Here is an 11,895-nt window from a genome sequence, read left to right as displayed (position 1 = left end):
GTCTGTATTTGGAATCGCGGCACTCTACTTTTACATTTTAAATTTTACATTTATCTCGTTCATAAAGTCTTTTAAGTGGTCTCTATGAACCTCCTTCGTCGGTTTATGATTTTACATTCTTTTTGGTCAGTCCCTTACATTCATCATTTTACATTTTACGGCGCGGTCATTTCCTGAATGGCGGCACTGGCCATATTTGCCTGCGCATCCAGATGGGCGGCGGTTTTCCGGTCCTTTATGGATTGCAGAACAGGTACAAAGCGGCCCTGCAGATTATAGGGTTTGTAGTCACGCACATGTTTCAGCGCTTTTTCAAAGTTGGCAGTGAACGTAGCATTATCGTTGGTTTGTTCCAGCAGCTTTAGATAACCCACCACTACGCGGGATTTCATATTGGTGAACATATTGTCCAGCGTGCGGCTGAAGAAATCCAGTTTCGTGGTATCGCCCGAGGTTACGTATACGGCAGCCAGGGCCCAGTTTAAATAGTCTTTACTGTCTTTTTCCAGCATGGCGGCGTAGCGTTTTGCTTCCGGCATATTGGCGGCTGCCATGGCGCTTATCGCTGCTGCCTGTACGCCATAGGAACGGCTGTTTATTTTTTCCCGGAACAGGGCCATGTACGATGTGTCTTTCAACCTGCCAATGGCTTTGATGGCTGCAGCCTGTACCAAGGTAAAACTGTCGGTACGGGCCAGGTTCAGTAATAGGGGCAACGCAGCAGCCCTTACCTCCGGATTTTGCATGTTCAGCGAATCCATGGCCCTGATGCGCAGGCGGTAGAATTTATCTTTACAGGCGGCTATCAACACATCACGTGCAGCTGCATCCTGCTGCGAGGCCGCTGCTTTTTGAATGGCTTCCAGGCGGTCCATGTACAGGGGTGCATGAAAATACTGGTAGGCATATTCCTGCAAGGATCTATGATCTGTTTTTACTGCGAGCAATACCTTATCAGCATCCACATTCACAAGCTCAGGACGGGAGGGCAAAGCAAAGCGGAAGGTATCCGCTTTTTGCTTCATCCATACTTCGTGGCGTTCTTTTTTCCCGTTAGTATATATATCAATGGCGAAAGGAAGCGTAAATATTTTACCAGCCTGCGTTTGCTGCACATACACGGTTTGTGTTCCCGTAGCTGCGTCCCAGTTATACTGAATGTCAAGATAAGGATGCCCGCTGTCATAATACCATTGGTTAAAGAACCAGTTAAGATCGCGGCCGCTGGCTTCTTCCAGCGCTAAACGCAGCTGTTGCGCTTCTCCTGTTTTAAAGGCATTCTGCGTAAGATACAGGTGCAGGCCTTTGTAAAACACTTCCTTACCCAGGTAGTTGCGCAGCATGTGCAGAATGCGGCCGCCTTTCTGGTAGGTAACACGGTCTATCACATCTTCCTGCGTATCGTAATAAAAACGCACCAGGTTCTTTTGTTCATCTGCCGGGCCGCCATCCAGGTATAATTCCAGCGCGTTGTTGTTGGTGTAATCGCCGGCGTCCTGACCGTATTTGTATTCCTGCCACAGGGTTTCGCTGTAGTTGGCAAAAGATTCATTCACGGTAAGATTGCTCCAGCTTTCTGTGGTTACATAATCGCCAAACCACTGGTGAAACAGCTCATGTACAATGTTACCGTCCCAAACGCGGTCGTCGATCAGCTGCCGGTCGTTCTGGTAAGTGAAATCGCCGTGTACCGTTGCAGTAGTGTTTTCCATGGCGCCGCTCACAAAATCCCGCACAATGATCTGCGCATATTTATTCCAGGGATAATCTACCCCCAGGGTATTGGAAATAAAGGTCATCATCTCCGGGGTGTTGGCAAACAGCTCTTTTGCATACGGCGCCTGCGCCGGCTCCACATAATAGCTTACTTCCTTATTCTTCCATTTGTCTTTATAGATGTAATACATACCGGTGGCCATCATTACCAGGTAAGGCGCATGCGGCTGCTCCATTTTCCAGGTATCTGTACGGGTGCCATCGCCATTGGAATGCTGTGCTGCTAAACGGCCGTTGGAGAGGGTTGTATAAGCAGCAGGCACCGTCATCCGGATCTCTGTGGTCATCTTTTGATTGGGTTTATCGATGGTGGGAAACCAGGCGGAGGATGCTTCTGTTTCGCCCTGGGTCCAGATCTGTACAGGCTTTCCGGGGATAGTGCTATCCGGGTTGGTGAAATATAAACCACGGGCGCTGGTTATGGCGCTGCTGCCCTGCGATTTAACCAATGCCGGCTGCGCGGTATAGGCAATGTAGATCGTATACTTTTCGCCGGGGCGGTAAGGCTTATCCAGCTTTATGTGCAATTGAGCGCTGTCGTAAGTATATTTTAAGGGTTGCTTTTTGCCGGCTTTTATTAAGGCCAGCCCGTGGATAAGCATACTCTTTGCATCCAGTGTAAGCGAATCCAGGGTATAAGCATACGGCTGCAAGGTGATCCAGGCCTTGCCAAACAGCAGCTCTTTGCGATTGTCAAAACTTACTTCCAGCTCCGTATGCACCAGGCTGTTGATCTTTGGAGCCGTTTCGCGGTAAACACCGGGCTGCTGGGCCTTAACAGGCAACATGATAAGAAGAAAAAGGGCCGTTATTATAAGAAATTGTTTGTTCATCCGTTGGCATTTAATGTGCCACAAAGCTAGGATGGCGCATTGGCACAGAATAGTACGTTATTGCGGTTTTGTTACTATCTTGCTATTGGGTACCTTTATTCATTACCAGCCATACGCATTTATGAGCCGAAGCATCTTACACCAGGGGGATTATTATGGCAACATTCAGAAGAAAGTGCAAACCAAAGGGGTGATCCTTACTTTAAGCAACTACCCCATTCACACTACGTTGCCCGATCATTTTCATGAAAACAGCTATCTCTGTTATGTGCAGCATGGCAGCTACCAGGAACAATCGGTGTCCGGTAAGCTGATCTGCGAGCAGGAAGATATTGTTTTTCACCCGGCAGGTATTGCGCACAGCAATGCATTTCCTGTAGCTGCTGCCAGCTGCTTTAATATAGAAATAGATGCGGCCTGGCTCAGTAAATTTGAGGCAGGACCTTTTACCCTTACTAAAATTGCCCGCTTAAAAAGTACGGCGTTAAAACTGCTGATCCATAAAATGCAGGCGGAGTTCCAGCAATACCATGCCTGGTCTAACCTGATGATAGAAGGCCTTACGCTGGAATGCATGGCCCTGTTCCTGCGGGAAAAAGCATTGCATAATGATGTGCCCAACTGGCTGCGCATGATAAAAGAGATCCTGCATGAACAGCAGGAACCGGTGGCCCTGGCAGAGTTATCGGCCATTACGCAAATGAGCCCCTTTCATATTGTGCGGGCGTTTAAGAAAGCGTATGGCGTAAGTATCGGTGAATATGTAAACCAGCTAAAGACAGACCGCGCCTGCACGCTGTTGCGGCATACGCAGCAGAACCTGGCGCAAATTGCGGCGGAGTGTAACTTCGCGGATCAAAGCCATTTCGGGCGCATCTTCAAAAAAATTACCGGCCTTACACCGCTGCAATACAGGAAAGCAACTGCGTAGGCCGGCGTGTAAAAGGGAAGTTTAAAACAATGTGAAAGGTTCGTTATGAAATGGCCACCTGCTGCTCCAGGAACTGCCAGTTGAAATATTGTTGTGCATTAAAATAGCAGATGTCCTGCACCACCTTACCTACCCAGGGCAGATCATTGGGCAGCTCTCCGCTTTCAATTTCCTGGCCAAACAGCTCACATACTATACGGCGGAAATATTCATGGCGTGGATAAGACAAAAAGCTGCGCGAATCAGTGAGCATGCCTACAAAACGGCTCAGCAAACCCATATTAGATAAGGCATTCAGCTGTTTGATCATACCATCTTTCTGATCCAGGAACCACCAGGCCGAACCAAATTGCACTTTACCTGCAACGGAACCATCATTGAAATTACCGGTCATAGTAGCCAGCAGCTCATTATCGGAAGGGTTCAGGTTGTACAGGATGGTTTTGGCCAGCTTGTCCTGGCTATCCAAACGATCCAGGAACTTAGCCAGGGCGCGCGCCTGTGAAAAATCACCGATGGAATCCCAACCGGTATCAGGCCCCAGCTGGCGCAGCATGCGGGAATTGTTATTACGCAGTGCGCCCAGGTGGTATTGCTGCACCCAGCCTTTTTCCCAGTCCCACTCTGCCAGCTCCAGCAACAATGCGGATCTGAACTTGCGGTTCTCTTCCCGTGACAATGCGGCGCCGCCTCTTACTTTTTTGAAGATGGCCGCTATTTCCGCAGCGGTAAAATCATCTGCATAAATTTCCTCAATACCATGGTCTGATACGGAGCAGCCGTTAGCGGCAAAGAAATCGTGCCGGTTACGCAGCGCATCCAGCAGATCCTGGTAGGTGCTGATAGTAATATCAGAAGCCTTTCCCAGCTTTTCCAGGTACTGATTATATTTTAAGGGATCATCCACATTCATAGATGCATCCGGCCGGAATGCAGGCAGGATGGGGATCTCGAAGCCTTCTTTCTTCAGCTGCTGATGGTATTCCAGCGTATCTACCGGATCATCTGTGGTACATACCAGCGCTACTTTCATTTTGCGCAGCAGGTTGCGTACGGAGAAATCAGGGCTCTGCAGCTTTTCTGTACACTCGCCGTAGATCCTGGCAGCGGAAGATGGATTGAGGACCTCGTTCACATCAAAATAACGCTGCAGCTCCAGGTGTGTCCAGTGGTAAAGCGGGTTACGTAAGGTATAGGGTACGGTGGCGGCCCATTGCTCAAACTTTTCCCAATCTGATCTATTGCCGGTGCAGTAACTTTCATGCACGCCGTTGGTACGCATAGCCCTCCACTTATAGTGATCGCCGTATAGCCAGGCCTGTGTTAAATTCTCGAACTGCATATCGGCTGCTATTTGTGCGGGCGGCAGGTGGCAGTGGTAATCGATCACCGGCATTTCTTTCGCATACTCATGGTATAAACGCTGAGCAGTGGCTGTGTTCAATAAGAAATGCTCATCCAGGAACTTTTTCATACTTTATTAATTTACACTCATCTTAACATGATTAACTTTTTTCAGCAGGCTGCCCGCGCCTTCCTGTAACAGGGCGGAGAGCATGTTGGTAACGGCAGTGGCAAAACCTTTCAGCTCTGTAAGATCTGTGCCCCACAGCGCAGTATTGCTTAACACCGTCCTCACCAGCACGGCAGGTTCCAGGCGTTTCCACTGGGCATGGTACCAGCCGGCATGATCGTCTGTTATCGTATATACCTGCCCGTTTGCAGTGCCTTTATACTCCCCTTCTGCTGTTTGCTCACTGCGCATGAACAGCAGGTAAGCTGCAAAGCCCAGCGCCATCAGCTGCGGCGCTTCCTGCGTGCGGCTGTAATGGCGCAGCAATACAGGCACATTACGCATTTTCATTTTAGAAGTGTATTGCATGGTAATGCTGATCCACTGATGCGCGAGGTGCGGGTTACGGAAGCGGTCCAGCACACTGTGCGCAAACTGTGTAGCTGCTGCAGCCGTGATATAAATATCCGTGATAGCCGGCACCATTTCCTGTAACATGAGCGTGGCAATGGCAGCTTCCAGATCCGCATCTTCCATGCCCTGGCGTACAGTAACAAAACCAGCCAGCACCGCCAGCCCGCAGCTAAAAGTATGGGTACCGTTCAGCAGGCGCAGCTTCAGCTCCCGGAATACATTGATGTCCGGCGCCAATACAACACCGCTGTCTGCTTCGCTGAAGCTTAAACGTTGTTTTACCAGGTCGCTGCCGGTTTCAATGGCCCATAAACGGTAGGCTTCTGCCATGATCATAAGATCATCTTTATAACCCAGCTCCTGCTGCATGGCCTCCTGCTCTTTTGCAGGCAGTGCGCCGGGCACAATACGGTCTACCAGCGAGCTGCAGAAATAATTTGACTGCGCTACCCAGCTGATAAAAGCTTCCGGTAAGCTGTTACGGGCAGCCAGCTCCAGCACTATATCCTTTAACTTTTTACCATTATCTACGATCAGCTCCGTGGGAATAATGACCATACCTTTATCTGCTGCGCCGTTAAAATGCTGATAACGGTGGTACAGGAAGGCCAGTAACTTACCCGGGAAAGAGGCTGGCGGCGCGGCATGCACGTTATCGTCCGTGAGGGTGATGCCTACTTCTGTGGTATTGGATACAATAACCTCCATCTCCGGGTTCTCTGCACATTGCAGGATGGCCGGCCATTCCGCCGCAGCGCTTAATACGCGGCTGATGGATGCGTTCAGGATATTTTCCTCTACCTGCTGCCCCTGTTCAATACCCCGCACGCAAAGCGTGTACAAACCATCCTGCTCTGCAAAAGCATCCGTAGTTCCTTTGCCGGTGGATTTTACGATCACTACCCGGCCGTTGAAGATGCCGGCTTTATTGGCTTTATCTATAAAATAATCCGGCAGGCCGCGTAACAGCACACCGGTACCAAACTGTAATACCTTTTCCGGCAGCTGTAAATGAGAGGCTTCCGGTACCTGCACAGCTGCGCTGTTCTTTAGTGTTGATAATTGCGCTTTGGACAATTGTTTCATCATGACATTATTTTAGTCCACGGTCCATGGCCGATAGTCCATGGCCTATACTCGTATGATATGTTGTGCGTTGTAAGCTATGGTCCATTGACTATGGACCATGGACTTATTTATTTCGCCTGTTTGATCAACCAGCTCACCAGGTCAGTGGCGGCCTGGTAATTTTCGTATTCCGGCGGCAGCTTTCTGCCATCCAGGTATTCATTGTAAAACCAGGGATCGCCTACGGCAAATACGGCGCCCCTGCCCACCTTCGCTACTGACATCAGCACATGGTCCCCATCTTTATATACGGCTGTAGCAGGCGATTTCACCGTCATGCTACTGAGCTCTTTGATATATACTTTTTTGGTGTGCGCAAAAATGGGATGCCCGGCAGGGATCTGTAACGCACCCTGCTCAAACTGCCGTCCCTGCACATGGTTACGGCTGTCTTCATTAAAGTGAATGCCAAAGCGCTCTGTTAGCAGGTTAATATGCTGCAGCTCTGCGTTGGCGGAATCATTTTCCATGATCACCAGCACACCGCCTGCTTTTACCCAGTTGTACAGCTGCGCTGCATCCTGCGCCGTCATGTAATCAGGCTTTGCTGTTTCCTTTTGCGTATCCGGATCTACTATGATATAAATGTTGCTGTGCTGCAGGTTGGCGGCAGTAGGCGCTACAGACAATGTATCCAGCGCTACGCCGTAACGGTTAAATATATGGCCGAACAGGGAATAACCATTGTTATCCTTTTCACCCCATACGTAGTGCCAGCGCTGCATTTGGCCCGTAACATCCTTACGCCATTCGCTATTGAAATACTGATCTAAAGTAACTCTAAGCCCTTTGCCAGTGTTTAACGTGTGCAACATTTCCATTTCATTGGCGGCCATAATATAGGCGCCTGCGCCTTTAGGATCGTTGGTCACCACCTTTTCGCTGAGGTAATAGGCATAGCTGCCATCGCGGTAGGGATTACCGCCCAGGCCTGCTACGCTGCACACACCATCCAGGTTCACGCCGCCTGCTTCTGCCGGCTTAACGAACTGCTTTTGAATACCGGCAAAACCTTTCTGTGCTACCGCACGGTAGCTAAGCGGCAAATATCCTTTCCGCACGCCTTTCTCCAATGCATATACGAACATGCAGGAGCCGGAAGCTTCCAGGTAATTACCTTTTTCCTTTGCTTTATCCATTACCTGGTACCAGCAGCCGGAAGCGGGATCCTGGTACTTTTTCACTGCTGCGGCATAGCGGTTCAGGATAGCAATGAGCGTATCCCTGCCTTTATGGTTTGCGGGGAAAAAGTCAAGCACATCTACTAAGGCCATACCATACCAGCCCATGGCCCGGTCCCAGAAATTGGGCGAGCGGCCGGTGGTCTTATCTGCCCATTGCTGTTGGCGGGATTCGTCCCAACCGTGGTACAGGAGGCCGGTACGGTCGTCCCGGGAATGTTTTTCCATCAGCACAAACTGGCGGGTAATATCATTGAAAGCAGTATCCTCATGAAAGAGGGCTGCATATTCGGCATAAAAAGGCTCGCCCATATACAGGCCGTCCAGCCACATCTGGTAAGGGTAACGCTGCTTGTGCCAGAAACCGCCGTCGCTGGTGCGGGGTTGTGCGCGCAGCTGTTCCCGCAGGTGATCTGCTGCTTTTTTATATTTCTCATGGCCGGTTACCCGGTATAACAACAGTAACAGCGTGCCGTTCTTTACGTTGTCTATGTTATAGTCCTGCGTTTTGTAGGTGCGTATGTTGCCCTGGTCATCTATGTAACGATCCATGCTTTGCTGCACATAGCTGAAGTACCTGGCATCGCCGGTATTTTGCCACAGGCCGGCTATGCCTTCCAGCACTACCCCATGGTCATAGGTCCAGTTGGGCGGGCTGGATGCGGAATCTTTCCATTTACGCATCATGGTAGCGGCCATGGCAGCGGACTGCGCGTGAGCGAGCGTGGCGCTGAAGGCCAGGGCCAGTGTGGTGAGTAGAAAGACGATTTGTTGTTTGCGCATAATGCCTTTTGCTTAATGTAAGGCTGATCTACAAGAATGTAAAATGTAAAATTTCAAATCATAAATGTCAAAGGAAAATGCTGCGAACATAAATAGCCGATTCCGTAGCATTTTACTTTTACATTTAAAATTTTACATTTATGATTTTACATTTTTCTTTGTCAACCCACCTATTACTTTACCTGCAGGGCCTTGTTAGTGGCGCCTGCAGTGAACTTTGTATCTTCTTTTGATTTACGTATATCGGTACCGGTTACTACTATGTTGCTGCACTTTTCTCCCTGCAGGGTCATAAACCGGTTAGCCTGATCGTATTTTATAGTGTTGAATGTAAGATCCTGGCTGCTGCGTACCGTGATCAGCGGGTCGGTATCTTTGGTAAGCAGGTGCACATCAGACAGGTGTATATTTTTTGCTTCCATGCATTCAATACCTTTTTTGGCGCTGATGGTCATATGATCCAGGAAAATATCAGAGATGGGCATTTCCGGTAAGCCGCGTATGAATAATGCCTTAGCGGCATTGTTGCATACAATATTGCTGATATGAAAATCACGAAACTGCGGTGTGGCTTCTGTTACCGGAAAAACCTCTACTTTAGGCGCTTCCCTTTTTTCGCCGGATAAAGGCACCGGGTCAACAGCAGCGTAGTACATATCAAACAAAATAGCTTCGCCGGGAATATCTTTCATCTTAATGTCTGAGATGTAAATTTTTTCCACCACACCGCCGCGGCCACGGGTGGTTTTAAAGCGCAGGCCAATATCCGTACCCATAAAAGTACAGTTGGATACAAACAGGTTACGCGCCCCGCCCGACATTTCGCTGCCTATTACAAAGCCGCCATGGGCGTGGTATACCGTGCAATTATCTACAATAGTATTTTCTGTTGGCTTGCCTCTTTTACGGCCCTGCTCATCGCGGCCGGATTTAATACAGATGCCATCATCCCCCACATCAAAAGTGCTGCCGGTGATGCGTGCATAATTGCAGGATTCCAGGTCTACCCCATCACCATTTTGCGCGTACCAGGGATTTTTTGCATATACATTCCGTAAAGTGATGTTCTCGCATAACAGGGGATGCAGGCACCAGGCCGGCGAGTTCTGGAAGGTAACCCCTTCCAGCAGCACGTTCTTAGAGCTGCTGATGCTGATCAGGTTTGGCCGCAGAAAATCCTTTACATCTTCATAATCGCTGAGCTTTTTACCAGGCATGATAACGCCTACCAGCTTCATTTTGGAAGCATTGTAATAGTTACGGGAGGGGTACCAGCCGCTGCTGTCCTTACCTTCGCCAACCATACCACCGGAAGCTACCAGCTTTTTCCACTGTGTTTCCGTGAGCTTATCTTTTTTCACGGCGCGCCAGGCATCGCCTGCACCGTCAATAATACCACTACCGGTAATGGCTATATTTTCCAGGTCGACCCCGGATACCGGCGCCTGGCAGCGTACGGCGCGTAATCCCTCATAGGTAGTTTCCACAAGGGGGTATTGATCGTGACTGGCTGAGAACTGTAATACCGCGCCGGCTGCCAGGTGCAGGTTCACGTTGCTTTTGAGCACAATGGGGCCGGTGAGCCACATGCCTTCCGGTATCAGCACCACCCCGCCGCCTTTACTGCTGCAATTTACTATGGCAGTATTAATGATCTGTGTGTTGAGCGTAATCCCATCTGCCTTTGCGCCTGCATCTGCAATGTTAAGCGTATCGCGGCGGAAGTGCGGTTCGTAGATCTCCGGCAGGTCAAAACGGTACTTGCCTTCAAAAGGTGTTTTGGCCAGGTACTGAGCCAGCGGTAAATGTTTTTCGGAGATCTCTTTTGCTACCAGGCTTGCAATGCAGGTAGCGCCATAAGTATTGAAATGCGTATTATCTTCCACTCCCTGTGGCAGCGTGCTGTAGTGGCCGGCCGGTGTGGTCTTGAACATTTTTACTGAACCTTCAACGCCCAGCTTTACCAGCAGCGCTTCGCTGCTTTTATGCAGATCTATCAAAGGAACTTTATTAGCGGCAGCTACTTCCCTTACTACGCCGGGATAGTCGCCATGCTGATCTACAAACTTTCCCTTCTCATCAAACTTACGGCGCATTACCGGCGTAAGTAAAATAGGATTGGCGCCTTTAGCGCGGGCCTCCTGCACAAAGCGCAGCAGGTTCTCTTTGTAGGTGGTATGCGGGGCTGCATAACGGGTGCTGTCAGAGATCTTCTGATCGTTATGGCCAAACTGGATCATTACATAATCGCCGGGCCTGAGCTGGGCCAGCACACTATCCCAGCGATGCTCATTAATAAAGCTCTTTGTGCTGCGGCCATTCACAGCATAGTTCTTTATCTCCACCCCTTTTTCAAAGAATACCGGAAACAGCTGTCCCCAGCCTCTTTCAGGGTTATCTACCAAAGGCTTATCAGCCATGGTGGAATCTCCTATCATGAATATGCGGGGCTTTTGCCCGCTTTGCAACCATCCGAATAACGACAACAGTAAAGTGATATATAATTTCATTAGCTCAATAGCTTTAGGCAAAATCAGCGGTGCTAAATACTTCCGGGATGCCCCTCTACTTTAAGGCACCGGCGCGGGCGGTTATCAGCAGTTGGTTTGCGGTGATCTATTCATAACGTTAATGTAAGCATATGCATGGAAAATACCGGACAGCAGCGCGTGTAATGTAGATCTGCAAAGTTAACACTGTGGCTAACATGCGGCCGGTATCCGATTTAACAATTGTACAGCTATATTCAGTAATACAAAAGCATTTAGGATGATTTTTTTACGCAAACGTTGCCGGGAACGATTCAGAAGGAAGAAGCATAAAGCGGAAAGCATAAAGCATAAAGCACTTATGTTTTGAACCTGGGCCGCGGGAAGTACATTAAAATGAATCACAATGCGTAAAGCGCACTAATTATTCACTATTAAAAGCTGTTAAAAAACCTTATTTTTACTGATCCGTTATGAAATTTGCAGCAGCCACTATAAAGGATATTGCCAAAGCTTTGGGCCTGTCTACCTCCACGGTTTCCCGTGCGTTGCGTGACAGCCACGAGATCAGCACAGAAACCAAACAGCTGGTGCTGGAATACGCCACCCGTATCAACTACCATCCCAACCCAATAGCCCTGAGCCTGAAAGAGAAAAGGAGCCGCTCCATCGGGGTGATCGTAGCGGAGATTGCCAACAGCTTTTTTTCGCAGGCTATTAACGGGATTGAATCGGTAGCGAATGACAAGGGATATAATGTGATCATCTCCCAAAGCCATGAATCATACGACAAGGAGGTAATGACCCTGCAGTACCTCTCATCCCGCTCTATTGACGGCTTGCTGAT

The 11,895-nt window shown here is 49.2% G+C and carries 7 protein-coding genes; 2 read left to right on the top strand and 5 right to left on the bottom strand.

The annotated features are described in order from the left end of the window. Positions 1–155 precede the first annotated feature (155 nt). Entirely contained in the window at positions 156–2,609 is a 2,454-nt protein-coding gene (locus VIM87_RS28625; protein ID WP_332000293.1) for a M1 family metallopeptidase, read from the bottom strand. A 121-nt stretch (positions 2,610–2,730) separates the two neighbouring features. On the opposite strand from VIM87_RS28625, the gene VIM87_RS28620 reads away from it, so the two are divergent. Then, the gene (locus VIM87_RS28620; protein WP_332000292.1) at positions 2,731–3,540 is read left to right on the top strand and encodes an AraC family transcriptional regulator; all 810 of its coding nucleotides are present in this window, start codon (positions 2,731–2,733) and stop codon (positions 3,538–3,540) included. A 43-nt stretch (positions 3,541–3,583) separates the two neighbouring features. Here the strand turns inward: VIM87_RS28620 and uxaC are convergent, their stop codons facing one another. The 4 genes from uxaC to VIM87_RS28600 all read right to left on the bottom strand — a co-directional run bounded on the left by uxaC (position 3,584) and on the right by VIM87_RS28600 (position 11,069). After that, on the bottom strand, positions 3,584–5,014 hold the full coding sequence (gene uxaC, locus VIM87_RS28615) for a glucuronate isomerase (protein WP_332000291.1): 1,431 nt from the start codon (positions 5,012–5,014) through the stop codon (positions 3,584–3,586). A gap of 6 nt (positions 5,015–5,020) precedes the next feature. Beyond that, positions 5,021–6,556, bottom strand: coding sequence for a tagaturonate reductase (locus VIM87_RS28610; protein ID WP_332000290.1), 1,536 nt, complete (start codon positions 6,554–6,556; stop codon positions 5,021–5,023). A gap of 107 nt (positions 6,557–6,663) precedes the next feature. After that, positions 6,664–8,559: a glycoside hydrolase family 88 protein gene (locus tag VIM87_RS28605; RefSeq protein ID WP_332000289.1), complete on the bottom strand. Its 1,896-nt coding sequence runs from the start codon at positions 8,557–8,559 to the stop codon at positions 6,664–6,666. 173 nt (positions 8,560–8,732) lie between these two features. After that, positions 8,733–11,069 carry a glycosyl hydrolase family 28 protein gene (locus VIM87_RS28600; protein WP_332000288.1) on the bottom strand — a complete coding sequence of 779 codons (2,337 nt, stop codon included), beginning with the start codon at positions 11,067–11,069 and terminating at the stop codon, positions 8,733–8,735. A gap of 452 nt (positions 11,070–11,521) precedes the next feature. Here VIM87_RS28600 and VIM87_RS28595 point away from each other — a divergent pair. After that, positions 11,522–11,895: LacI family DNA-binding transcriptional regulator (locus VIM87_RS28595; protein ID WP_332000287.1), on the top strand; the 374-nt coding region annotated here is incomplete at its 3' end.

This window comes from Chitinophaga sp. (assembly GCF_036569125.1).
Taxonomy (GTDB): Bacteria; Bacteroidota; Bacteroidia; order Chitinophagales; family Chitinophagaceae; genus Chitinophaga.
Note: the sequence above shows the minus strand (reverse complement) of the source record. Positions and strands in the feature narration are given on the sequence as shown.

Coding starts and splice junctions, on each gene's coding strand:
- VIM87_RS28625 (WP_332000293.1), bottom strand. CDS start 2,609: ATGAACAAACAATTTCTTATAATAACGGCCCTTTTTCTTCTTATCATG.
- VIM87_RS28620 (WP_332000292.1), top strand. CDS start 2,731: ATGAGCCGAAGCATCTTACACCAGGGGGATTATTATGGCAACATTCAG.
- uxaC (WP_332000291.1), bottom strand. CDS start 5,014: ATGAAAAAGTTCCTGGATGAGCATTTCTTATTGAACACAGCCACTGCT.
- VIM87_RS28610 (WP_332000290.1), bottom strand. CDS start 6,556: ATGATGAAACAATTGTCCAAAGCGCAATTATCAACACTAAAGAACAGC.
- VIM87_RS28605 (WP_332000289.1), bottom strand. CDS start 8,559: ATGCGCAAACAACAAATCGTCTTTCTACTCACCACACTGGCCCTGGCC.
- VIM87_RS28600 (WP_332000288.1), bottom strand. CDS start 11,069: ATGAAATTATATATCACTTTACTGTTGTCGTTATTCGGATGGTTGCAA.